Raw genomic sequence first — 24166 nt, forward strand, 5'->3', positions numbered from 1 at the left:
TCTTACTATTATACCCACTTTTCAAACTTTGTCAACTACTTTTTTTATCTTTTTTCAAGTTAAATAAAAAGAGCCAGAATTATACTGACTCTTCTATGTGATTATTAAACTTAGAAGCACGTTCTTCTCCCCACCAATATGGGATTAGTTCTGCGACTTTCACTGTCTTTCTTGTATCATAGTCCATCATGAATTCTGCATCTTTATTTTCAGCATTAAGCTCTAAAAGGAATTCTCTACAAGCACCGCAAGGCATGGCTGAACTTCCACCATAAGGTGGTTTATCTCGAAAGGCTAATACTTTCTTAACCTTAGTTTGTCCTGAAAATTGGTACATATTGAAGAGGGCCGCCCGTTCTGCGCAGAGATGGAAAACACCACAGGTTCCCTCCATACAGAATCCTGTAAATATTTGTCCATCTTCTGCTTCTACTGCAGCTACAACATGATTGGCATAAACAAAGTCTGATACTTCATGTGGATTGTATAGTTTCTGTGCTTCTTCGTACATCTTTTCCCAGATGTCCATTGTTGCATCCTTCTTATTTAGAGATCTCTTTTAGCATGTTTTCGATATGCTGGATTGATTTTTCACGTCCAAGCAAGAAAATTGTATCTGGTAATTCTGGTCCATGCATTTCACCTGAAACTGCAATACGAATTGGCATGAAGAGATTTTTCCCTTTGATACCTGTTTCTTTTTGAACAGCTTTGATTTGCGGGAAGATATTTTCTGTTACAAATTCATCATCTGTCATCGCTTCAAGTTTTGCTTTGAAGGCTTCAAGAACTGTTGGGACTGTTTCTCCTGCCATGACTTCACGCTCTGCTTCGGTCAATTCTGGGAAATCTGAAAAGAAGAGATCTGTCAATGGAATAATTTCATCTACTGATTTCATTTGAGGTTTATAGAGCTCAACTAATTTTTCAGCCTTGTCAGTTAAACGGCCTGCTTCCTCTAAGAATGGTTTTGCCATTTCAAAGATAGTTTCTAGGTCTGCATTCTTGATATAGTCATTGCTCATCCAGTCGAGTTTCTTCTGGTCAAAGGCTGCTGGTGACTTGCTCAGGCGGTTTTCATCGAAAAGTTTAATGAGTTCTTCACGAGAGAAGATTTCATCTTCGCCACCTGGGTTCCAACCAAGAAGAGCTATAAAGTTAAAGACTGCTTCTGGAAGGTAACCTTTCTTTCGGTAATCTTCGATAAATTGAAGTGTATTAGTATCACGTTTAGATAACTTCTTACCAGTCTCAGAGTTGATAATCAAGGTCATATGACCGAACTCTGGAGCTTCCCAACCAAGGGCTTCATAAACCATGAGCTGTTTTGGTGTATTAGCAATATGGTCGTCTCCACGGATTACGTGAGAAATCTGCATATCATGGTCATCAATGACAACGGCAAAGTTGTATGTTGGGTAACCATCTTTCTTTTGGATAACCCAGTCACCACCGATATTGCCACCTTCAAATTCGATATCACCTTTGACCATATCATGCCACTTGTATATACCTGACTCATTGACAGCCAAACGAACTGTGGGGATAATTCCTGCTGCTTCACGTTCTGCGATGTAAATCGCTTTTTCCTCTTCACTCATACCAAGGTATTCATTGATGTAGCGTGGTGTTTCGCCAGCTGCTTCTTGGCGTTCGCGTTCGGCTGCCAACTCTTCTTCTGTAACGTAAGATTTGTAGGCTTTTCCTTCAGCTAGCAGTTGGTCAATGAATTTTTGATACAAGTCCAAACGCTCAGACTGACGGTAGTTTTCATGTGTTTCTGGGCTTTCATCCCAATCCATGCCTAACCAACGAAGGTTTTCAAGCTGTGAACGTTCCCCATCTTCTACATGGCGTTTACGGTCAGTATCTTCGATACGAATGATAAATGTTCCACCATGATGGCGTGCATACAAGTAGTTGAACAATGCTGTACGGGCATTCCCGATGTGTAGTAGTCCTGTTGGACTTGGTGCGTAACGTACGCGGATATCTTTTGACATAGTTTCTCCTATAAAGTCTCTAGGCATCTGCCTTTTTGCTCTCTATATTATATCACAAGTCTTGGCTGAGTCCAATTTCTATGAATAAAGAGAGTAAAAAGAGTGGGCAAACCACTCTTTTCTTCTATCATAGACGTGCGTTAAGTTCTTTGCTCAATTCTTCAAATCCTGGTTTTCCAAGAAGGGCAAACATGTTACGTTTGTAAGCTTCAACACCTGGTTGGTCAAATGGGTTGATAGCATTCAAGTAACCTGAAAGGGCGATTGCCAATTCGAAGAAGTAGATAGTGTAACCAAGAGTGAAAGCATCTTGCTCTGGAAGAGTCACGTACATGTTTGGTACATCACCATCTGTGTGGGCAAGAAGAACACCATCAGTCGCTTTTTTGTTTACAAAGTCAACGTCTTTTCCTTGAAGGTAACCAAGTCCGTCAAGATCTTCTTCCAAAGTAGGGATAATCACGTTCTTACGAGGTTTGTCAACACGGACAACTGTTTCAAACATGATACGAGTTCCTTCTTGGATAAATTGACCCAATGAGTGCAAGTCAGTTGAGAAGTTAGCTGAAGTTGGGTAGATACCTTTTTGGTCTTTTCCTTCTGATTCACCAGCCAATTGTTTCCACCATTCTGAGAAGTATTGAAGTGATGGCTCATAGTTTACCAAGATTTCAGTTGCATAGCCTTTACGGTAAAGGATGTTACGAACAGCTGCATATTGGTAAGCTTCGTTTTCAGAGATTTTATCTGAAGTGTAGTCTTTGCGAGCTGCATTCGCACCTTCCATAAGGGCTTTGATGTCAGCTCCTGATGCAGCGATTGGAAGCAAACCAACTGCTGTCAATACTGAGAAGCGTCCACCGATGTCATCTGGAACAACAAATGTTTCCCAACCGTTAGCATCTGCTTCAACCTTAACAGCACCTTTTTGGCGGTCAGTTGTTGCATAGATACGTTTGTTGGCTTCTTCTTGACCGTATTTCTTAACCAAGAGTTCTTTGAAGACACGGAAAGCGATAGCTGGTTCAGTTGTTGTACCTGATTTAGAAATCACGTTTACTGAGAAGTCTTTGTCAGCTACATACTCTACTAAGTCAGCAAGGTAAGTAGATGAGATTGAGTTTCCTGCATAAAGGATTTGTGGAGCTTTGCGTTCTTCTTTTGTTTGCAAGTTTGCAAAGTGGTGGTTCAAGAAGTCGATTGCTGCTTTAGCACCAAGGTAAGATCCACCGATACCGATTACAACCAAAACATCGCTGTCTGATTTGATTTGCTCAGCAGCTTTCAAGATGCGGTCAAATTCTTCGCGGTCATAGTTTTCAGGAAGGTCCAACCATCCTAGGAAGTCGCTACCAGCACCAGTTCCCTTACGAATCAATTCATCTGCTGCTGTTACTTGTGCTTGCATGTATTCCACTTCATGTGGTGCAACAAATTTGTCTAAAACTTTTGAATAATCAAATTTAATATGTGACATGTTATTCCTCCAATATTTCTTCTTTTCTATCATAACGCTTACCTTCGTTTTTTTCAAGTTTTTTTGTCGAATTTCTCCAATTTTTATCATAATTCAAACGTTTGCGTAAAAACCCCACATTCCAAAAATTTTGAAAAAATAAAAGAAAGAACGACTAGATGTTCCAGTCGTTACAGTTCATTCAATAAATACTCAAATAATTCTAAATTGCCATCTTCTTCATTAACCAGAAACTCTGGATGCCACTGCAACCCGATAATACGATGTTCGTCGATAGACTCAATCGCTTCGATGGTCTGGTCTCTTGGATCAATAGCAGTTACACGGAAATTAGGTGCCAAATCTTTAATACTTTGACGATGGACGGAGTTGACTTGACTTTCTTTTCCAAATAGCTTGGCCACCACGCTTCCTTCTACCGTCTCAATAGAATGAGATGTTCCGAAAGGTAGGCCTTGCCAGTGACCTTCGATTTCTTGATTAAGGGTTCCACCAAAGGCAACATTGACGAGTTGAACACCACGGCAGATTGCCATAATTGGTTTATTCTGACGGAGCGCTTCCTTCAAGAGTGCCAATTCAAATTCATCACGGACCAGATTGTAATCATCGCTCTCGATGGTCTTTTTCTCTCCATAAAACTGAGGATGGACATTTTGGCCCCCTGTCAAAATCAATTTGTCAATCATTTCCACATAGTCGCGTACGACTGACTCATCACCGACAGGAATGACTAAAGGGAGACCACCGACTTGACGAATGCTCTCTGCAAATCTACAAGATACAGATGAATGAATGTTTTTGCCTTCTGCATCTACGGGACATAGATTTGCAGCAACTCCTACGACCGTTCTAGGCATGATGTCTCTCCTTTCGAATGTTAATACTCTTCGAAAATCTCTTCAAACCACGTCAGCGTCGCCTTACCATATATATGTTACTGACTTCGTCAGTTCTATCTATAACCTCAAAGCAGTGCTTTGAGCAACCTACAGCTAGCTTCTTAGTTTGCTCTTTGATTTTCATTGAGTATAACGATAGTCCTATCATATCACTCAAAACGACTTTCGTCTAATATGTTTTTTTAAAGGCCGTGATAAAAATTTTTTATGGACAAGAAAAAGCTGCCCGCATAGGACAACTTTTTCTTATTCAAAGACAAATTGATTGTGATAGAGTTCTGAGTAGAATCCACCTAGTTTTAAGAGTTCATGGTGGTTACCGCGTTCAATGACTTCTCCATCTTTAAGGACAATGATCTGGTCTGCATTGAGGATGGTCTTCAAACGATGGGCAATGACGAAACTGGTTCTACCTGCTACAACCGCCTCCATGGCATGCTGAATCTTGCTTTCTGTCACCGTATCTACGTTCGAAGTGGCTTCATCTAGAATGAGAACTTCTGGATCTGTCATCAGGGTTCGAGCGATAGAAATCAATTGCTTCTGCCCTGTTGAAAAGATGCTCTGGTCATCATCGATAAGAGTATCGTACTTATCAGGCAAGCTTTCGATATAGTCGTGGATATGGGTTGCCTTGGCTGCTGCCTCAACCATTTCTTGACTGGCATCTGGTACACCGAAACGGATATTGTCTCGAATCGTTCCGCTAAATAAGACCGAATCTTGCAAGACAATCCCCACCTTACTTCTGAGACTATCTAAGTCATAGTCACGAATATCTTTACCATCAAAATAAATACCACCAGCATCAACATCATAAAAGCGATTGATAAGGTTCATAATAGTCGTTTTCCCTGACCCTGTCGGCCCAACAACCGCTGTCATCTGGCCTTTAGGGGCAGAAATACTGACATCTTTCAAAATAGGTTTATCAGGCAAGTATGAAAAATCAATATGACTGATTTCGACACCTTCTTGCAACTTAGTGAAGGTTGGAGCCTTTTCAGGTCGAATTTCTTCCTCTGCGTTAAACATTTCCTGAATCCGTTCAGCACCTGTAAAGGCTAACTGAAGGCTTCCCCAACTAGCCGCAACTTGAATAATAGGCTGGTAGTAGTGCTGTGAAAATTGGGCAAACATAACAATCAAACCTAGGGCTGTACTTGTTTCGATAGACTTATCATTCAAAAGTACAGCTGAACCAGCAAAGATGACGATGGCTGTATTAACCAGACTCATCCCATTCATGACAGGGAAAAGAATTCCTGAGAACATTCTTCCTTTAAAGGTCGCCTTGCGCACGCGCTCATTTTGTTCAAGAAATCCTGCCATCATATCCTCTTGAATACCTTGCACAATGACAGCTTTTTGGCCTGAGATACTCTCATCCATATAGGCGTTGAGCTTCCCTACCTCTTTCTGCTGGAGGTTGGTGTATTTGCGTGCCATTTTCACGATGAAAATTATCATGAGGAAGGCCACTGGTGTGCTGGCAATGGTGATGAGCGCCAGTATCACATTTCTCGAAAACATGACAAAAATCAGACCAATGTATAAAACAATATTGCTCATGACCTGAACCAGACTTTCATTAAAGGCTTGGAGGATATTATCCAAATCACTGGTAAAACGAGACAGGATATCGCCATCTTGTCGGCGGTCAAAGAAAGAAACCGTCAAGCGAGCAAGCTTACCGAAGAGGCCTTTGCGCATCTCGTCGGTCGATTCTGCAATCACGCGCGTCATGAGACACATGTATATCACACTAGAGATAAATAGAACCAAAACCAGCAGGCCAAGATTGACCATGATTCCTGATAGGCTTTGCCAAACAAGTTCTGGATTGCCATTTTGATAAGCTTGAACTAAATTGGCTAGCTCTGTTACCGCTTGTCCAGAAAAGACCGGAAAGAGGGCTTGGGCAAGGGTTGATAGAACCAGCATCAAGATAACAACCACAAATGAGAACTTGTAGACCTTAAAGTAATGCCAGAAAAATTGAACTGTCTTCATTTTATTCCTCCTTTCCTTTCTGTGTTTCGTAGATTTCACGGTAAACGGCATTGTTGGCAACTAAGTCTGCATGCGTGCCTTGACCAATCAATCGTCCTTGATCTAGAACCAAGATATTGTCTGCATGGACAACCGAACTAATCTTTTGAGCAATAATAATGGTTGTCGTCCCCTTCAAGTCCTTATCCAAGGCTTCTTGGACCAAGCGCTCTGATTTGGCATCCAAGGCTGAGGTCGAATCGTCAAAAATCAGAATACGTGGATTGCTGACAATCCCACGCGCAATCGACATCCGTTGTTTTTGCCCACCAGAGAAGTTGGTTCCTCGTTCCTCAACTGGACTTTCAAAGCTTTTCTCCATACGATGAATGAATTCACTGGCTTGGGCAATATTGGCTGCACGCTCCATTTCAAATAGAGTGGCATCTCCCTTGCCCTGTCTTAGATTATCTGCAATCGTTCCACTAAAGAGAATGGCACGTTGGAGAACGATAGAAACTGTTTTACGCAGGGTTCCTCCACTCACTTCTCGAATATCCTTGCCTCCGATTTTGATAGTCCCTTCCTGTGGGTCAAAGAGACGTGGAATCAATTGAGCCAAGGTTGATTTTCCTGCACCAGTCGCTCCAACTACACCAATCATTTGGCCAGGTTCAATAGTAAAGGTCACATCTTTCAGCATCGGTTCCTTGTCCATTGGATAGGTAAAGGTCACATTTTCAAAGCTAAGACTTCCGACCAACTCTTCATCTGGGACATCCTTAAAGGTCATGGCTGGCTCTGCGTCCAGAATTTCTCGAATACGACGCATGGAAATCACGGCACGACTGACAGAATTTCCCAAAAATCCAACCATAACAATGGTAAAGATAATCTGGCTTAGGTAATTGACAAAGGAAGCAATGGAACCCACAACAGTAGGATCCGACTGAACCATCCCCGTAACTAGCCAAATAGAGAGGAAAACCGCCCCGTAGCCGACCAACATCATAAAGGGTTCCACTACTGAAAAGGCATAACCAATGTAAAGGGTTTGATCGAGAAGCTCGTCTGAAATCTCCGTAAACTTAGCAAACTGCTCTTTTTCTTGGACAAAGGACTTGACTACACGAACACCGCGAAGATTCTCCTTGGCAATAGCATTAATGCGCTCAAGAAGGGTTTGAAACTTGGCAAAACGAGGCCCCACCATCCCCATCATGACAGCAGTCAAAGCAAAAATCAAGACTACCATGAGCACAATCACCCACCACAGAGAAGGTAGGGTTTGAACCGCCAGGATAAACGACCCGATGAACAAGAGGGGGAGCCTGAAAAGAATTTGGAAGGCCATCATGACCACGTTCTGAATCTGGTTGATATCATTTGTCATGCGAACGACTAGATTTCCCGCATTAAATTGTTCAATATTGGCATAAGAAAAGGTTTGGATTTTACGGAAGGCATCCTCCCGAAGGTCAGATGAAACTCCTTGGGCAATATAGGCTGCAAGGACAACATTGAGCCCACCAGCAACTAGACCGACCACGGCCACACCAATCAACCAAGCCCCGATACTATAAATAGCTTCATATTTTCCAGCAAGGAGGGCGTCTAAGACTTCCTGCAGATAACGCGGTTGCAAAAGTGAACTAGCAACCATCAAGCCTGTCATCAGGAACGAAGCCAAGGCCTGCCACTTGTAGGTTTTTATTTTCTGAATCAGCATACTTTCTCCTTAAAAAATAGACAAAAGGGAGCGACAACGCGTCAGCTCCTTTTCATTCTGTTTGTGTGATGCTATTCTAGCAAAAAAGTGGGGACTTGTCAAAGAAGTATCCTTGATACAGCTAGAATGATCAGCAATTCTTGGATTTATAGTTTCTGTTTTAACTCGACCAAGACATTCATAGCCTGCATAGGTGTCATGTTGTAAATATCCAGCTTAGACAATTCTGCTAGGATAGGATGTTCTTCAGTCGTATCAAAGAGTGAAATCTGTTCAGTGACAGCACTTGTTTGTCTCATGGGAGTAGGATTTTCTGTGCCTTGATTCTCTAACTGAGTCAAAATCTTATCCGCTCTTGCTAAAAGGTCTGCTGGTAAGCCAGCAATCTTGGCAACATGGATACCATAGGATTTATCAGCTGGACCTGGTTCAATCTTGTGAAGGAAGGTAACCTGCCCATCCTGCTCTAAGGTTGCCACGTGAACATTGACCAAGTGTTGTAAACTAGACTCCAGACTAGTCAACTCATGGTAATGGGTTGCAAAGAGGGTCTTGGCTCCGATGTGCTCATGGATGTATTCGATGATGGACTGAGCAAGAGCCATCCCGTCATAAGTTGCAGTTCCCCGTCCCAATTCATCAAAGAGAATGAGAGAGTTCTTGGTCGCATGCGAAATAGCATTGTTGGCCTCCATCATCTCCACCATAAAGGTTGATTGGCCTGAAACCAAGTCATCGGCTGCTCCGATACGGGTAAAAATCGCATCAAAAATCGGTAAATGGGCGCTTTCTGCTGGCACATAAGAACCCAACTGAGCCATAACCGACGTCATGGCTAACTGACGCATGTAGGTAGACTTCCCGCTCATGTTTGGCCCTGTAATCAGTTGAATACTGGTATCTTCTGCCATCTGAATCGTATTGGGAATATAGGTCTGAGCCCCCATAACCTTTTCAACGACAGCATGGCGCCCTTTCTGGATATCAATTCGCGAATCATCACCGAATTCAGGTCGAATCAAATGCTGGGTTTCAGCTACAACCGCCAGACTTTGCAGGACATCAACTGTCGCAATTCCTTGAGCTAGAGCCTGCAAACGCTGGATGTACTTGCTGACCTCTTCACGAATACGCATAAAGATTTCATACTCTAGGTTGGCGGACTTTTCACGCGCTTCCAACATATCTCCCTCGATACGGGCTAATTCTTCGGTTCCAAAACGTTCTGAGTTTTTCAGCGTCGCCTTGCGGAAAAAATGGGCTGGAACATTTCCCAGTTGCGAATTGGTCACATGGAAATAGTAGCCATCCTTTTTATTGTAGTCAATCTTGAGCGTACTAATACCCGAGTTTTCTCGCTCCTTAGCCTCAATCTCAGCAATCCAACCAGTCCCTTCTCTGAGAACGCGACGGTACTTGTCTAAAGTCTCATCAAATCCAGTTCGGATAATTCCCCCATCTGTAATCACATGAGGGGCTTCAGGAGCAATCGCTGCGCTAATCAAACTCTCCAACTCAGGGATTCCATCCAGTTGTTCGATGAGATAGGCTAGTGCAGGTTGCTCCATTCCTTCTAAAATCGCACGAATCCTTGGCACACTAGACAAGGTGGTCGCCAACTGCAAGAGATCCTTGGGATTGGTTTTTCCAAAAGAAACACGACTAGCCAAGCGTTCGATATCATAGACACCCTTGAGGCTGTCTGTCAAATCACTGCGCTCAAAGAAATGGTCGAGGAAGACCTGCACAACTTCTTGGCGTTGGATGATTCGCTCCTTATCAATCAAGGGGCGGTGAATCCAAGAACGCAAGAGACGCATGCCCATAGCCGTCTTGGTTTCATCTAAAAGCCAGAAAAGACTGCCTTGCTTCTTGCCTGAACGGGCATTCTCAACCAAATCCAGACTAGCCTTGGTCGCATAATCCATCTGCAAGAAATCCTTAATTTCATAGCGGATAACAGGTTTGAGGTGGTTCAATTCCCTCATCTGAGTCCGATGAACATATTGGAGCAATTTACTAGATGCTGCTTGCTCCACAGCTGCCAATCGTGAATCCAGTAAATGAAGGTCTTCAAAGCCTTCTTTTTCATAGGAAAGCACCAGATTCATCTGGCGACTGAGGATTTGTTCTTCTTCCTCAGACAAGTCATAACCCAACACCACTTCGCGCGCCTTGAGATTGCGGATTTCTCCACAAACCAGCGTAAAATCCAAAAGACCTGTCACATAAAAATCACCCGTCACCAGGTCCATATAAGCTAAGCCAAATTGATTGCCATCACGGTCTATGGCAACCAAGAAGTTGTTCTGACTATCCGGCTTACTACTATCGACAACTGTCCCTGGCGTAATGACCTGAACAACTTCTCGTTTCACAACCCCAACTGCCTGTTTAGGATCTTCCATCTGCTCTGCAATGGCTACCTTATAGCCCTGCTCAATCAAGACATCGATGTACTGTTGGGCAGAATGATAGGGAACACCCGCCATAGGAATCGGATTGTCGGCATTCTTGTTGCGACTCGTTAAGGAAATTTCCAGAATTTGCGCAGCATTGACCGCATCCTCATAAAATAATTCATAAAAATCACCCATCCGAAAGAGCAAAAAAGCATCTGGATATTGCTTTTTAATATCCACATACTGTTGCATGCCGGGTGATAGCTTTTCTGTCGCCATTGTCCGTCTCTCCTTGTCAAAAATAAGTCTTGAGAGCAACTCCCAAGACCTTACTTATCTTTCATCAAATCTAGCAAACGATCTTCCATGAGTTTGGCAACGTGCTGGTCTCGACAAATGACCAATAAGGTATTGGCACCAGCAACTGTTCCTAAAATCCATTCATCCTTGTTTGCATCTACAATATTTGCCAAAACAGAAGCTTCTCCCAATTTGGTATGAAGTACCAAGGTAAACTCTGCTCTTGCAACACCTTCTAAATGATGAGACAAAAATTCCACCAAATCAATCTTTTCTGTCTCATTTGCTAGTACATAATACACCATATCATTTTTCTTGACCTTGGTCAAGCCGATTTCGCGCAAATCACGAGACAGGGTTGTCTGCGTCACAAAGACATTGTGTGCCTCCAACCGATCTTGAATTTCTTTTTGTGTACTTAATTTCTCCTCAGTAATCATTTTTTTTATTAACTGATGACGATCTCTTTTTCTCATAAAATCCTCTTATGTGAATATTTATAACTAATTTTATAACTATATTATACCAAAAAAAATAGGAGATTTCAAAAATTTTTTCTTCTTTCTTTAAAATTGTGATAAAATAGTAGAAAAGTCCAAAAAGGAGCTCTTAATGAATACAAAAGAATTGATTGCTAGCGAGTTAGCTAGCATCATTGATAGCCTGGACCAAGAGGCTATTTTAAATTTACTGGAAACCCCTAAAAACTCAGAAATGGGAGACATTGCTTTCCCTGCTTTTTCTCTTGCAAAAGTCGAACGTAAGGCACCTCAAATGATTGCTGCTGAACTGGCTGAAAAAATTAACAGCCAAGCCTTTGAAAAGGTTGTCGCAACAGGACCTTACGTCAACTTTTTCCTTGATAAATCTGCCATTTCTGCTCAAGTATTGCAAGCTGTTATCACTGAAAAAGAACACTATGCTGATCAAAATATTGGTAAACAAGAAAATGTTGTTATCGACATGTCTAGTCCCAATATCGCTAAACCATTCTCTATTGGTCACCTTCGCTCAACTGTTATCGGAGATAGCTTATCACATATTTTCCAAAAAATCGGTTATCAAACGGTCAAGGTCAACCACTTGGGAGACTGGGGTAAACAGTTTGGGATGTTGATTGTTGCCTACAAAAAATGGGGCGACGAAGAAGCTGTAAAAGCTCATCCAATCGATGAACTTCTTAAACTCTACGTCCGCATCAATGCTGAGGCTGAAAATGACCCAGGTTTGGATGAAGAAGCACGCGAATGGTTCCGTAAACTTGAAAATGGAGATGAGGAAGCTCTTGCTCTTTGGCAATGGTTCCGTGATGAAAGTTTGGTGGAATTTAACCGCCTTTACAATGAATTGCAAGTCGAATTTGACAGCTACAACGGAGAAGCCTTCTACAACGATAAAATGGATGCAGTTGTAGACATTCTTTCTGAAAAAGGTCTTCTTGTTGAGTCAGAAGGTGCTCAAGTTGTTAATCTTGAGAAATATGGAATTGAACACCCAGCTCTTATCAAGAAATCTGACGGTGCAACTCTCTATATCACACGTGACTTGGCTGCAGCCCTCTACCGTAAAAACGAATACCAATTTGCTAAATCGATCTACGTTGTTGGTCAAGAACAATCTGCCCACTTTAAACAGCTCAAAGCTGTCTTGCAAGAGATGGGCTACGATTGGAGTGACGACATTACTCACGTTCCTTTTGGTTTAGTTACAAGAGAAGGAAAAAAACTCTCTACTCGTAAAGGGAATGTCATCTTGCTAGAGCCTACTATTGCAGAGGCTGTTAGCCGTGCCAAGGCCCAAATCGAAGCTAAAAATCCTGAACTAGAAAATAAAGATCAGGTAGCCCATGCTGTCGGGGTAGGAGCCATTAAATTCTATGATCTCAAGACCGACCGTACAAATGGGTATGATTTCGATCTAGAAGCTATGGTATCCTTCGAAGGTGAAACTGGACCTTACGTTCAATATGCTTACGCTCGTATCCAATCTATCTTACGTAAAGCAGACTTCAAACCAGAAACAGCTAGCAACTACAGCTTGAATGATGCTGAAAGCTGGGAAATCATCAAACCCATCCAAGACTTCCCACGTATTATCAACCGTGCGGCAGATAACTTTGAACCTTCTATCATTGCTAAATTTGCAATTAGTCTAGCTCAAGCCTTCAACAAATATTATGCACATACGCGCATCTTGGATGAAAGTCCAGAACGTGACAGCCGTCTAGCCCTTAGCTATGCAACAGCAGTCGTTCTCAAAGAAGCCCTTCGCTTGCTTGGAGTAGAAGCACCTGAGAAGATGTAAATCGCCAAAGTTACTTGATTGCGGAGCAATCTAAGTAACTAACGCCAAATCCTATTCGGACTTTGGCTAGGCGCTTCACTAGTTTTAGGACATAAATATGATCGATTTATGTCCTAAAACGTCGTAATCTTAATGTTATTGGAACTAAAGTTCCTAATTGTTAGACGCTAGCCGCTTATATGCGGACTAGCTAACTGCTTCACTAGTAAAGAAACATAAATATTATCGATTTATGTTTCTTTACGTCGTAACTAGAGACACTTGTCTAAACGCTTTACTAATTCATCTAACCCAATAATATCGATTTGGTTTGGTTCATGTCGTAATATTTTAGTTACTTGATTAAAAAGCTATCTAAGTACCTAAGCCAAAACCCTATACGGACTTTGGCTTAGAGGCCTATCAAAAATCTTATCAAGTTTTGCTGACTTGTTCTGCTATTTTGAATTGACTAATTCGATTTATTCACTACTACTTCTTTATCATACAGGGAGATATTCTATGAGCCAATATGCTTATATCCTCGTTGTAATTAGCTTGGTGTTCCTTTTTCTGCTCAATAAGTACGAGAAAGAACGGCTTCAAAGGCTCTACCAAGAACAACTTTTGAAGGATGAAACATTTAGAGCTAACATCAAAGAGAAAATTCACACAACCGAAAATATCAATGATGTCATTGCTTACATCAATAAAACGTATCATCTAGGAATGTTGCTATCAAAAGACATTACAGATCAGTTGAAATAAACCTAGCTATTCTTTAAGAAATATCAAAACCGAGCCTGAGACTTTAATACTTCGTCTCGGTTTTTGTATATTTTTCAAGTAACAAAGCCACCACTACCCAGCAATGCAAGTGCAAAATCCCCTATAATGTGATAAAATAAAAGAGAGAACTCTATCAGGGAGGAAAACATGAAAAAACAAACCGTCGCCGTCTTGGGGCCTGGTTCTTGGGGAACTGCCCTTTCACAAGTCTTAAATGACAATGGACACGAGGTACGTATTTGGGGAAATATTCCCGAACAAATCAATGAAATTAATACCTATCATACTAACAAGCACTACTTTAAAGATGTCGTTCTAGACGAAAATATCATTGCCTACACCGACTTAGCAGAGACATTAAAAGATGTGGATGCGATTTTGTTTGTTGTCCCAACAAAAGTGACTCGACTTGTTGCCCAACAAGTTGCAAAAACCTTAGACCATAAGGCTATCATCATGCACGCATCAAAGGGATTAGAGCCTGATAGTCATAAACGATTATCAACCATCCTTGAAGAAGAAATTCCTGAACATCTCCGCAGTGATATCGTCGTTGTTTCAGGACCTAGTCATGCGGAAGAAACCATTGTACGTGACCTGACTTTAATCACTGCTGCTTCTAAAGATTTACAAACAGCTCAATACGTTCAAGAGCTCTTTAGTAATCACTACTTCCGACTTTATACCAATACGGATGTTATCGGAGTCGAAACTGCTGGTGCTCTTAAAAATATTATTGCTGTCGGTGCCGGAGCTTTACATGGTCTGGGATTTGGTGACAATGCCAAGGCAGCCATCATCGCTCGAGGCTTAGCAGAAATTACCCGCCTAGGGGTAGCACTCGGTGCCAGTCCATTAACCTATAGTGGCTTATCTGGTGTGGGAGACTTGATCGTAACGGGAACTTCCATCCACTCTCGTAACTGGAGAGCCGGAGATGCTCTTGGTCGTGGAGAATCTCTAGCTGATATCGAAGCCAATATGGGCATGGTAATTGAAGGAATTTCGACGACCCGAGCAGCCTATGAACTAGCGCAAGAACTTGGAGTCTATATGCCCATTACACAAGCCATTTACCAAGTTATCTACCACGGAACCAATATCAAAGATGCCATTTATGACATCATGAACAATGAATTTAAAGCAGAAAATGAGTGGTCTTAACCCTCTAGAGAAAGGATTCTTATGACATCAAAAGTTAGAAAGGCAGTCATCCCTGCCGCTGGACTAGGAACTCGATTTTTACCAGCAACTAAGGCCCTTGCTAAAGAAATGTTGCCAATTGTAGACAAACCAACTATCCAGTTTATCGTGGAAGAAGCTCTCAAATCAGGTATTGAAGATATTCTAGTTGTCACTGGTAAGTCAAAACGTTCTATTGAGGACCACTTTGACTCAAACTTTGAGCTTGAATATAACCTCAAAGAAAAAGGCAAACATGACTTATTGAAATTAGTTGATGAAACTACTGGGATTCGCCTTCACTTTATCCGTCAAAGCCATCCTCGTGGTCTTGGCGATGCCGTCTTACAAGCCAAAGCTTTTGTGGGGAATGAGCCCTTCGTTGTTATGCTAGGTGATGACCTTATGGACATCACTAACGAAAAAGCTATCCCATTGACGAAACAACTAATGAATGACTATGAGAAAACTCACGCATCAACCATTGCCGTAATGCACGTACCACATGAAGACGTTTCATCATATGGAGTCATTGCTCCTCAAGGTGAAGGAATCAATGGACTCTATAGTGTCGAAACTTTCGTTGAAAAACCAGCTCCAGAAGATGCTCCAAGTGACTTGGCAATCATCGGACGCTATCTGCTCACACCAGAAATTTTTGATATCCTCGAAAATCAAGCTCCTGGTGCTGGAAATGAAATCCAGCTTACCGACGCTATTGATACGCTTAATAAAACACAGCGTGTTTTTGCCCGTGAATTTACAGGAGCTCGTTACGACGTTGGGGATAAGTTTGGCTTTATGAAAACATCTATTGACTACGCCCTCAAACATCCACAAGTCAAAGATGATTTGAAGGATTACCTCATCCAACTGGGAAAAGAATTGGCTGAGAAAGAATAACATAAAAAGATAAGGTTCAAAAATGCCTTATCTTTTTTCATTACACAACTATTATTATAAGTTCTCACAATCCCATTCCCTTGTAGAGAAGCAATACTGAGAGTACTACGAATAACACTAACGCTACCAGTCTCTGACTAGCGCTATACATCCGTCTTTCTCCTCTAACTGGAAAGATAATTGCTAGAAATGCTCCACCAACTGCACCACCGATATGGCCTGCTAGGCTGATTCCTGGAATCAGAACACTTCCAATAATGTTAACCACAAAAAGTGTCAGATAAGATTGCCCTAGCTGTTGGATATAAGGGTTGCGAGTTGCATAACGAAGAATGATAATCGCAGCAAATAGCCCATAAAGAGAGGTAGAAGCTCCTGCTGCTAAGGATTTGGGACTAAATACAAAAACAAAGAGATTGCCCATCATTCCTGATAAAAGATAGAGAAAGAAAAACTTCTTGGATCCGAAAATTTCCTCTACTTGCCTACCAAGATAATAGAGTGAAAGCATATTAACAATGAAATGCTCCCATCCAATATGGACAAAAATGGCAGAGAAGAGACGCCAAATCTGCTCTGGAAAGAGGCGAATGGCAGGCCCATACATGGCTCCAAATCGGAATAATGTATCTGCCCTGTCAAAGTTTCCTCCTGTGTTCACCAGCATTAGTAGAAACACCAAGGCCGTCACCAAAAGGAAGAAACTCGTCACAGGATAACGTTTATCAAAGATTTCCTTCATCAATTAATACCTCCTGAACAGGAATATCATGGTCCTCAGGTATAAAGTCCTGAATTTGACAAGAATATATCGTACTCAAAGTATGACCAGAAAAATGTTCCAGATAGCGGTCATAATAGCCTCCACCGTATCCTATCCGATATCCTTTCGTCGTAAAAATCAAGCCAGGAACATGAATCAAATCAATTTGAGAGGCATCCACCACTTCCAAATCTCCCTGTGGTTCCAGTAAACCAAAGGCAGTTTTTACCAACTGCTGCGGATCATAGACCACAAAGTCCATGCGCCCCTTGGGATAGGTTTTAGGTATCAGAACCTTCTTGCCGTCCTTCAGCGCCTGGTCAATCAGTTCCTGCGTTTGAAACTCATGAGGAAAAGAGAGGTAGCTTGCGATGATCTTAGCTTCTTGGTAAAAGGGGTGTTGTAAAAGTCGCTCGGTTAAAGCTTGGTCGATAGCCTGTTTTTTCTCTTGAGATATAGCCTTCATTTCATGCAAGACTTGCTTACGTAATTCCGATTTCATAGACAAACCCTCTACTCTGTTGCCTTCTTTTTCAGGAAACTAGAGACCGCATCCACCCCAATAGCTAAGACTTCTTCCTTAGGACTCATCTGAGGATGATGAAGGGCGTAGGGACTATCGATACCCAGCCAAAACATCACGCCATCTACCTTTGAAAGGAGATAACCAAAGTCCTCACCTGTCATAGCAGGTTCAATATCAATCAACTCAATTCCCTCTTTTTCGTCAAAGAAGTCCATCAGTTCACGCGCCAAGGCTGGATTATTCTCAACAGGCAGGTAGCCTCCTTGCTTGAGTTCGACTTCGACTTCCATATCAAAGGCTGCTGCAACCCCTTCGGCAACTGTTTTGACCCGCTTTTGAACCAAGAGACTCATGTCCTGAGTCAAGGCCCGAATAGTTCCATGCAAAAAGGCTGTGTCTGTGATAACATTGTTGGTTGTTCCAGCTTGAAAAACTCCAAAGGTCACCACTGCCCCCTCGATTGGGTTAACATTGCGACTGACCACTGACTGCACTTGGGTTACAAAGTAACTAGCCGCCACCAAAGCGTCATTGGCTTCATGTGGAAAGGCTGCGTGGCCACCTTTGCCTTTGAAACGGATCTTCACCTCGCAAGTCCCTGCAAAGAGTGTATGAGTATTAGTCGCAATCTGTCCAACCTTCAGATCTGGTCGAACATGGAGGCCATAAAATTGGTCTGGCAACCAGTCTCCAAAAGCACCATCCTCATACATGAGCATACCACCAGCTTCATTTTCTTCAGCAGGCTGAAAAAGAAAGAGCAGATTATTTTTGGGTTGCTCCTCAAGGGCTCGCTCAAGACAGCCCAAAGCAATGGTCATGTGGAAATCATGTCCACAAGCATGCATACGACCTTGGTGCTGAGAAGCGAAAGGAAATCCTGTTTGTTCAACGATCGGCAGACCATCAATATCTGTCCGCCAACCAATGGTACGCTCTGGCTGACTTCCCTGCAAATAGACCAAAATACCTGTCCGCCAAGTACGAACTTGAACAAAAGCCTTGCCCGCAGTCAATTTTTCAATCACATCCAGCAGATAAGCCTGAGTCTTGAACTCCTCCAAGCCAATCTCTGGAATCTGGTGCAAATCTCGTCTAGTCTGAATCAAATCTAACATCTATCCTCCGATATAGCAGAAAGAGGCTGGAAGAAGGGTTCCGCCTCTTTATTACTTTTACAATTATAAGGTACGAAGCGCATCCTCTAGCGCTGTTTTTTGTTGGGTTTGGGCATCAATCTCTTTGATGATACGAGCTGGAACACCTGCTACCACCACGTTTTCTGGGACATCTTGGGTAACGATAGCTCCTGCTGCGACAACTGAACCACTACCGATTTGGACTCCTTCGATAACTACTGCATTGGCACCGATGAGAACATTGTCTCCAACACGGACTGGTTCTGCGCTAGCTGGCTCAATCACACCTGCAAGAACGGCACCTGCACCAACGTGACTGTTTTTCCCAACGATAGCACGGCCACCAAGGATAGCCCCCATGTCAATCATAGTTCCTGCACCAATTTCAGCACCGATATTGATAACGGCTCCCATCATGATAACAGCATTGTCACCAATTTCAACCTGGTCACGGATAATAGCACCTGGCTCGATACGAGCATTGATAGCACGTTTATCTAGCAAGGGAACTGCAGAATTACGAGCATCTTGCTCAACAACATAGTCTTGATTTTCTAACAAACCTTCGAGAAGCGGAGCCACGTCCTTCCAGTCTCCAAATAGGACATTCCCTAATTTGACAACAGAGCTAGGCACAGCAGTTGCAAGTTCCCCCTCAAAGGTTACTTTAACACTGGTTTTCTTTTCAGCATTGGCGATAAATTGGATAATTTCTTGTGCGTTCATTTTTGTAGCAGTCATAAGCGCCTCCTAGTTCATTTTAATGATACCTATTCTACCAAAAAACACTCTTCACAACTATCTCCCCGTGTTTTATTGACCATTCTAGTATAGCACACTTTTAGAATTAAGAAAAGACTTTTTATTTACTTTCTTTCGCTTCTTCTATCGATAAGAAAATCATAGGCAAAATAATCAAGGCCATAGCCAGAAAGAGGGACCAATCCACTACCAAACCTAAAAATAAAACACTCAAAAGGGCAGAAGAGAGAGGTTCACTGGCACTGATAACGGAAACCACCAAAGGAGAAACCAAGAACACAGCCTTCATGGAAATAAAAAAAGCAAAAGCCGTACCAAAGAAAGCGATAATGAGACAAATCAAGATACTCCAAATATCAAGAGTAAAGGAAAGCTGATGCACTGGCGAGAGAACATTGCTAAATAAACCTGCCAAAATCATACCCCACCCAACCGTGGGAACAAAACCATAGCGCTTAGCAAAAGGTTGGGGTAGGATAACATTAAACATAACACCCATGGCGCTCAGCAGACCTGTTATAAGGGCTAGTGGAGTCATAGATAATTGAGAGAGATCACCCTTTGTCGCCATCAAGCAAACACCCAGCATGGCAACCAAAACATAGAAAATAGCGCTTTTTGACGCTCGTTTTTGATAAACCAAGCGATTGTAGAAGAGGATAAAGACTGGACTGATAAACTGTAAAATAGTTGCTGTCGCTGCATTTGAGTATTCTACGCAGAGATAGAAAAAATACTGAACTGAAAAAATCCCCAAAATAGCATAGGCTAAAAAGGGTAGGTAATTTTTCTTATCTCGCCAAATATCTAGCACTTGTGATTTTAATTGCATTGCAGACCAAATGAGCACAATACTCCCTGCCAGTGTCAAACGCATAGAGGTAATCCAGCCAGAAGACACCTGGTAATGAGTAAAGAAATACTCTCCTAGAATCCCACAGATTCCCCAGATTAAGCCAGATAAGAGCGAATAAATAGTTCCTTTAACAATCTTTTTCTGATACTGATTCATACCTTTATTGTAACATGAAAGGGCAAAAGAAAAAAGTGGCAATCAATACCACTTTCCTATCTTCTATTATTTGATTGTGTAGGTGATGATGAACTTGATGTACTGCTAGAGCTACCACTTGAACTGCTACTTGAACTAGTGCTTGAGCTGGAAGGAGTTGGTAGTGTGCTAACGATACTTGACCAAGCATTTTGATAATCTGACTCACTTCCTCCAATAGCAAAATGATAGCTGGTCGTAGGAGCTCCCGCTTTATTAGCCCAATAGCTCGTTACAGTAGAACCTGAAAGATCAACTGTTTTTCCATTAACGGATACTTTGCCTGGCTTCTGTCCTGTAGATCTGAGGACCTGAGATTGGGTCACACTAGAGTCAAGATTAAAGCGTTCATTTCCCCAAACACCAGGCTCAGCCTGTTGGATAGCATTGACCAAGTAAGCCATATATTTGGCATTTCGATAATGCCCAGCCCCCTTAGCCATTGGGCGGTTGTCATCATGCCCTAGCCAACCACCTAGAGTCAATCTTGGTGTTGACAGCATGAGCCACATGTTTTCATCTTCATTGGTTGTACCAGTCTTACCAATCCAGTCTGCACGAGCTAAGCTTGAATTGATAGAAGCCAAGTCCGTTTGGAAACTTGAAGTGATTCGAGATGAAATCACCTCACGAAGCAAACTCTGCATAATCGTTGCTGTTGCCTTCGAGTACACTTGAACTGGTTTATCTTGAAATTCATAAATTACTCTACCGTCAGATGATTCAATCTTAGAAATCACATGTTTCTGATGGTAGACACCGTTATTAGCAATTGTTTGATACCCATTGGTATGCTGGGCAACTGTGACTTCAATACCGCCGCCCATAGGCAAACTTTCGATACCGTACTCTGGAATCTCGTAACCCATTTTCTCCATATAGCCCTTGACATCAACACCCTTCTCACGAAGCATACGATAGGTCCAATAGGCTGGGATATTCCACGAATAGTTCAAGGCTTCTCCCAAAGTCATCATGCCTGTACCTGGACTGTTTACATACATGATAGGATTTCCATTAGAGAATTTTGTCGGATAATTGGACAAGATACTAGCGCTTCCCATCAAACCTTGGTCAATGGCAATACCGTAGGCCAACAAAGGCTTGGTTGTAGAGGCTGGCGAACGCTTGGTGTCAAAGGCGTGATTGTTTTGGTTTATCTGGTAATTACGACCACCAACGAAACCTAGAACAGCCCCCGTTTTATTGTCCATCAAAACATTCCCTACTTCAGGCTGACCAGTCGCATCATCTACCAAACGACCGTAGTTAGCAACTGCATTTTGCATGGCTGTATGGATTTTTTTATTGATTGTTGTAGTGATTTTGTAACCACCTTTACTTAGTTCCTGCTCCGCTCGCTCATGATAAGCCTTTTGAACCGCTTCCTTTTTCAACTCCTGACTAGAGACGTTGTCCTGTTGAACTAAATAATCATACATCCGATCTGTCGCTTCAGACATAGCCGTAAAGTAAAGGTAATCTCTTGAAACAGCATTAACAGTTCCCGATGGCAAGAAGTCTTGTTTTATATTATAATCCTTGTACTGGTCGTACTCTTCCTTAGTTAAAGCACCCGTACGATACATGTTATAGAGAACTCCCTTGGCCCGTTTCAAACCAAGTTCTAAGTCTTCATCACTCTTTAACTCTCCAGTATTTTCATAAGGAGAATAAGTAATCGGACTCTGGGGCAAACCTGCTAAGAAGGCAGCTTGAGGAATACTCAACTTGTTGGCATCAATACCGAAAATCCCTTCAGCAGCTTGCTGGACACCTGCAATGTTTTGCCCTTTATGATTTCTACCAAAAGGAGCGATATTGAGATAGGCTGTTAGGATCTCATCTTTTCCCATCACTCTCTCTAAAGCAAGGGCATCGACAATTTCTGTAGCCTTACGAGCCAAGGTAGGAGCATCTCCGACCACTTGTTGCTTGATTAGCTGTTGAGTCAAGGTCGAGCCCCCACTAGATGAGCCCAAACCTGCAAAGGTTCCCAAGGTCGCCCGAATCACAGCTTTTGGCACAACCCCTTTATGTTCAAGAAAATGTTCGTCCTCAGTTGCAACGATAGCCTTTTTGAGATTGTCCGATATTTCCTCAGATGAGACAGAAGTTCTCAATAAGTCACTCTCGATAGAAGCAATGACACTCCCATCTGCATAAACAATTTCTGAGATGGAAGAAACATTTTTAACCTGCTTGACCAAGTCCTCCGCTGGCGGAACCTTAGCCTTATCGAACAAGGCAACTCCATAACCAAGAGCTACACCAGCACCAAAAAGCCCACCGATAAAGCCTAGAATAAAGAGAGTATTCAAAACTCCCTTGATAGCAGCTAAAATGCTCCCTAAGATAGACAAAATTCGCCCACCTGTCCCATCCGACTGCTTCTCTTCTGAGACTTTCTCTGATTTTCTATGATTTATGTTTGATTTTACTCGCTGGAAAAATTCCAGCATTTTTCGTTTTAATTCATTTAATTGATTTTGCATGGATTTCCTCACTCTATACATTATACCACAAAAGGAAAACTTTCAATAAAATAGCCACTTTCTTCCCTATTCTGCTAGGCTATTGCCCAAGTTTGTGATACAATAGGTAGAAACAATAATTTTAAAAAGGAGAAAAGACACATGCACATTTTTGATGAGCTAAAAGAGCGTGGTTTGATTTTTCAAACGACTGATGAAGAAGCTTTGCGTAAAGCCCTAGAAGAAGGTCAAGTTTCTTATTATACTGGCTACGATCCAACTGCTGACAGCCTTCACCTAGGCCACCTTGTCGCAATTTTGACAAGTCGTCGCTTGCAACTAGCAGGTCACAAACCTTATGCTCTCGTTGGCGGTGCTACAGGTCTCATCGGAGATCCGTCCTTCAAAGATGCTGAACGTAGTCTCCAAACAAAAGACACAGTAGATGGCTGGGTCAAGTCTATCCAAGGACAACTTTCTCGTTTTCTTGACTTTGAAAATGGTGAAAACAAGGCTGTCATGGTCAACAACTACGACTGGTTTGGCAGCATCAGCTTCATTGACTTCCTCCGTGATATCGGAAAATACTTCACTGTCAACTACATGATGAGTAAGGAATCTGTTAAAAAACGGATCGAAACAGGAATTTCTTACACTGAGTTTGCCTACCAAATCATGCAAGGTTATGACTTCTTTGTTCTTAACCAAGACCACAACGTAACGCTTCAAATCGGTGGTTCTGACCAGTGGGGAAATATGACAGCTGGTACTGAATTGCTTCGTCGTAAGGCTGACAAGACTGGTCACGTTATCACTGTTCCATTGATCACAGATGCAACTGGTAAGAAATTTGGTAAATCAGAAGGAAATGCCGTCTGGCTTAATCCTGAAAAGACTTCTCCATACGAAATGTACCAATTCTGGATGAACGTTATGGACGCTGACGCTGTTCGCTTCTTGAAGATCTTTACTTTCTTGTCACTTGATGAGATTGAAGACATCCGTAAACAATTTGAAGCGGCTCCACACGAACGCTTGGCTCAAAAAGTCTTGGCTCGTGAAGTCGTTACACTTGTTCACGGAGAAGAAGCCTACAAAGAAGCCCTCAACATCACTGAGCAACTCTTTGCAGGAAACATCAAAAATCTTTCGGTTAAAGAGCTCAAACAAGGACTTCGTGGTGTGCCAAACTACCAAGTACAAGCAGACGAAAACCACAATATCGTGGAACTGCTCGTCTCATCTGGTGTGGTTAACTCAAAACGCCAAGCCCGTGAAGACGTCCAAAACGGAGCTATCTACGTCAACGGTGACCGCATCCAAGACCTTGACTATGTCTTGAGTGACGCAGATAAGCTTGAGAACGAACTGACTGTTATCCGTCGTGGGAAGAAAAAATACTTTGTACTGACTTACTAAACTGTTCAACATTTACCTATAGAAAAAAGGAGTTAACCTCGAGAAAGGTAACTCCTTTTTGTTGTTGATA

Annotated in this window: 19 protein-coding genes; 5 read left to right on the plus strand and 14 right to left on the minus strand. The window is 42.2% G+C overall.

What is annotated here, in order from left to right; genetic code table 11:
* Window positions 1-79: 79 nt before the first annotated feature.
* The 8 genes from RWM06_RS02055 to argR form a co-directional block, all read right to left on the minus strand.
* A complete protein-coding gene (locus tag RWM06_RS02055; protein ID WP_313969934.1) occupies window positions 80-529 on the minus strand; it encodes a cytidine deaminase in 450 nt (149 codons plus the stop codon).
* Between the two features lie 13 nt (window positions 530-542).
* Window positions 543-2003, minus strand: coding sequence for a glutamate--tRNA ligase (gltX, locus tag RWM06_RS02060; RefSeq protein WP_313969935.1), 1461 nt, complete (start codon window positions 2001-2003; stop codon window positions 543-545).
* Between the two features lie 127 nt (window positions 2004-2130).
* A complete protein-coding gene (locus RWM06_RS02065) occupies window positions 2131-3480 on the minus strand; it encodes a glucose-6-phosphate isomerase (RefSeq protein WP_000018246.1) in 1350 nt (449 codons plus the stop codon).
* A 170-nt stretch (window positions 3481-3650) separates the two neighbouring features.
* The gene (locus RWM06_RS02070) at window positions 3651-4340 is read right to left on the minus strand and encodes a gamma-glutamyl-gamma-aminobutyrate hydrolase family protein (RefSeq protein ID WP_001138351.1); all 690 of its coding nucleotides are present in this window, start codon (window positions 4338-4340) and stop codon (window positions 3651-3653) included.
* Window positions 4341-4628: 288 nt separating this feature from the next.
* Window positions 4629-6395: a multidrug efflux ABC transporter subunit PatB gene (gene patB, locus RWM06_RS02075; RefSeq protein ID WP_313969936.1), complete on the minus strand. Its 1767-nt coding sequence runs from the start codon at window positions 6393-6395 to the stop codon at window positions 4629-4631.
* A gap of 1 nt (window position 6396) precedes the next feature.
* Entirely contained in the window at window positions 6397-8103 is a 1707-nt protein-coding gene (patA, locus tag RWM06_RS02080; RefSeq protein ID WP_313969937.1) for a multidrug efflux ABC transporter subunit PatA, read from the minus strand.
* 146 nt (window positions 8104-8249) lie between these two features.
* The gene (gene mutS, locus RWM06_RS02085) at window positions 8250-10784 is read right to left on the minus strand and encodes a DNA mismatch repair protein MutS (protein ID WP_313969938.1); all 2535 of its coding nucleotides are present in this window, start codon (window positions 10782-10784) and stop codon (window positions 8250-8252) included.
* Window positions 10785-10834: 50 nt separating this feature from the next.
* Window positions 10835-11281 (minus strand): arginine repressor, encoded by a 447-nt coding sequence (argR, locus tag RWM06_RS02090; RefSeq protein ID WP_001231476.1) that lies wholly within the window; start codon window positions 11279-11281, stop codon window positions 10835-10837.
* 136 nt (window positions 11282-11417) lie between these two features.
* Here argR and argS point away from each other — a divergent pair, with 136 nt between their 5' ends.
* The 4 genes from argS to galU all read left to right on the plus strand — a co-directional run bounded on the left by argS (window position 11418) and on the right by galU (window position 15962).
* Window positions 11418-13109 carry an arginine--tRNA ligase gene (argS, locus tag RWM06_RS02095; protein WP_313969939.1) on the plus strand — a complete coding sequence of 564 codons (1692 nt, stop codon included), beginning with the start codon at window positions 11418-11420 and terminating at the stop codon, window positions 13107-13109.
* 501 nt (window positions 13110-13610) lie between these two features.
* Entirely contained in the window at window positions 13611-13856 is a 246-nt protein-coding gene (locus RWM06_RS02100) for a MarR family transcriptional regulator (protein WP_313969940.1), read from the plus strand.
* A 168-nt stretch (window positions 13857-14024) separates the two neighbouring features.
* The gene (locus RWM06_RS02105) at window positions 14025-15041 is read left to right on the plus strand and encodes an NAD(P)H-dependent glycerol-3-phosphate dehydrogenase (protein ID WP_313969941.1); all 1017 of its coding nucleotides are present in this window, start codon (window positions 14025-14027) and stop codon (window positions 15039-15041) included.
* 21 nt (window positions 15042-15062) lie between these two features.
* Complete coding sequence (gene galU / locus RWM06_RS02110) at window positions 15063-15962, plus strand: UTP--glucose-1-phosphate uridylyltransferase GalU (RefSeq protein ID WP_313969942.1); 900 nt, start codon at window positions 15063-15065, stop codon at window positions 15960-15962.
* A gap of 64 nt (window positions 15963-16026) precedes the next feature.
* Here the strand turns inward: galU and RWM06_RS02115 are convergent, their stop codons facing one another.
* The 6 genes from RWM06_RS02115 to pbp1b all read right to left on the minus strand — a co-directional run bounded on the left by RWM06_RS02115 (window position 16027) and on the right by pbp1b (window position 22698).
* Window positions 16027-16704, minus strand: a complete 678-nt coding sequence (locus tag RWM06_RS02115; RefSeq protein WP_313969943.1) for a rhomboid family intramembrane serine protease — start codon at window positions 16702-16704, stop codon at window positions 16027-16029.
* Window positions 16688-17227: a 5-formyltetrahydrofolate cyclo-ligase gene (locus tag RWM06_RS02120; RefSeq protein WP_313969944.1), complete on the minus strand. Its 540-nt coding sequence runs from the start codon at window positions 17225-17227 to the stop codon at window positions 16688-16690. Before RWM06_RS02120 ends, RWM06_RS02115 begins: the two co-directional genes overlap by 17 nt.
* 11 nt (window positions 17228-17238) lie before the next feature.
* Window positions 17239-18369: an N-acetyldiaminopimelate deacetylase gene (locus tag RWM06_RS02125; RefSeq protein ID WP_313969945.1), complete on the minus strand. Its 1131-nt coding sequence runs from the start codon at window positions 18367-18369 to the stop codon at window positions 17239-17241.
* Window positions 18370-18432: 63 nt separating this feature from the next.
* Window positions 18433-19131: a 2,3,4,5-tetrahydropyridine-2,6-dicarboxylate N-acetyltransferase gene (dapD, locus tag RWM06_RS02130; protein WP_313969946.1), complete on the minus strand. Its 699-nt coding sequence runs from the start codon at window positions 19129-19131 to the stop codon at window positions 18433-18435.
* Window positions 19132-19252: 121 nt separating this feature from the next.
* Window positions 19253-20164: a DMT family transporter gene (locus RWM06_RS02135; RefSeq protein ID WP_313969947.1), complete on the minus strand. Its 912-nt coding sequence runs from the start codon at window positions 20162-20164 to the stop codon at window positions 19253-19255.
* Between the two features lie 56 nt (window positions 20165-20220).
* Window positions 20221-22698, minus strand: coding sequence for a penicillin-binding protein PBP1B (gene pbp1b / locus RWM06_RS02140; RefSeq protein ID WP_313969948.1), 2478 nt, complete (start codon window positions 22696-22698; stop codon window positions 20221-20223).
* A gap of 141 nt (window positions 22699-22839) precedes the next feature.
* Between pbp1b and tyrS the strand changes: the two genes are divergently transcribed.
* Window positions 22840-24096: a tyrosine--tRNA ligase gene (gene tyrS, locus RWM06_RS02145; protein WP_000546884.1), complete on the plus strand. Its 1257-nt coding sequence runs from the start codon at window positions 22840-22842 to the stop codon at window positions 24094-24096.
* The last annotated feature ends 70 nt before the right edge of the window (window positions 24097-24166 follow it).

Origin of the sequence: uncultured Streptococcus sp., assembly GCF_963516575.1 — a bacterium.
In the GTDB taxonomy this organism is placed as follows: domain Bacteria; phylum Bacillota; class Bacilli; order Lactobacillales; family Streptococcaceae; genus Streptococcus.

Excerpts from the sequence above, each read along its gene's own strand:
- RWM06_RS02055 (WP_313969934.1), bottom strand. The coding sequence starts at position 529 with ATGGACATCTGGGAAAAGATGTACGAAGAAGCACAGAAACTATACAAT.
- gltX (WP_313969935.1), bottom strand. The coding sequence starts at position 2,003 with ATGTCAAAAGATATCCGCGTACGTTACGCACCAAGTCCAACAGGACTA.
- RWM06_RS02065 (WP_000018246.1), bottom strand. The coding sequence starts at position 3,480 with ATGTCACATATTAAATTTGATTATTCAAAAGTTTTAGACAAATTTGTT.
- RWM06_RS02070 (WP_001138351.1), bottom strand. The coding sequence starts at position 4,340 with ATGCCTAGAACGGTCGTAGGAGTTGCTGCAAATCTATGTCCCGTAGAT.
- patB (WP_313969936.1), bottom strand. The coding sequence starts at position 6,395 with ATGAAGACAGTTCAATTTTTCTGGCATTACTTTAAGGTCTACAAGTTC.
- patA (WP_313969937.1), bottom strand. The coding sequence starts at position 8,103 with ATGCTGATTCAGAAAATAAAAACCTACAAGTGGCAGGCCTTGGCTTCG.
- mutS (WP_313969938.1), bottom strand. The coding sequence starts at position 10,784 with ATGGCGACAGAAAAGCTATCACCCGGCATGCAACAGTATGTGGATATT.
- argR (WP_001231476.1), bottom strand. The coding sequence starts at position 11,281 with ATGAGAAAAAGAGATCGTCATCAGTTAATAAAAAAAATGATTACTGAG.
- argS (WP_313969939.1), top strand. The coding sequence starts at position 11,418 with ATGAATACAAAAGAATTGATTGCTAGCGAGTTAGCTAGCATCATTGAT.
- RWM06_RS02100 (WP_313969940.1), top strand. The coding sequence starts at position 13,611 with ATGAGCCAATATGCTTATATCCTCGTTGTAATTAGCTTGGTGTTCCTT.
- RWM06_RS02105 (WP_313969941.1), top strand. The coding sequence starts at position 14,025 with ATGAAAAAACAAACCGTCGCCGTCTTGGGGCCTGGTTCTTGGGGAACT.
- galU (WP_313969942.1), top strand. The coding sequence starts at position 15,063 with ATGACATCAAAAGTTAGAAAGGCAGTCATCCCTGCCGCTGGACTAGGA.
- RWM06_RS02115 (WP_313969943.1), bottom strand. The coding sequence starts at position 16,704 with ATGAAGGAAATCTTTGATAAACGTTATCCTGTGACGAGTTTCTTCCTT.
- RWM06_RS02120 (WP_313969944.1), bottom strand. The coding sequence starts at position 17,227 with ATGAAATCGGAATTACGTAAGCAAGTCTTGCATGAAATGAAGGCTATA.
- RWM06_RS02125 (WP_313969945.1), bottom strand. The coding sequence starts at position 18,369 with ATGTTAGATTTGATTCAGACTAGACGAGATTTGCACCAGATTCCAGAG.
- dapD (WP_313969946.1), bottom strand. The coding sequence starts at position 19,131 with ATGACTGCTACAAAAATGAACGCACAAGAAATTATCCAATTTATCGCC.
- RWM06_RS02135 (WP_313969947.1), bottom strand. The coding sequence starts at position 20,164 with ATGAATCAGTATCAGAAAAAGATTGTTAAAGGAACTATTTATTCGCTC.
- pbp1b (WP_313969948.1), bottom strand. The coding sequence starts at position 22,698 with ATGCAAAATCAATTAAATGAATTAAAACGAAAAATGCTGGAATTTTTC.
- tyrS (WP_000546884.1), top strand. The coding sequence starts at position 22,840 with ATGCACATTTTTGATGAGCTAAAAGAGCGTGGTTTGATTTTTCAAACG.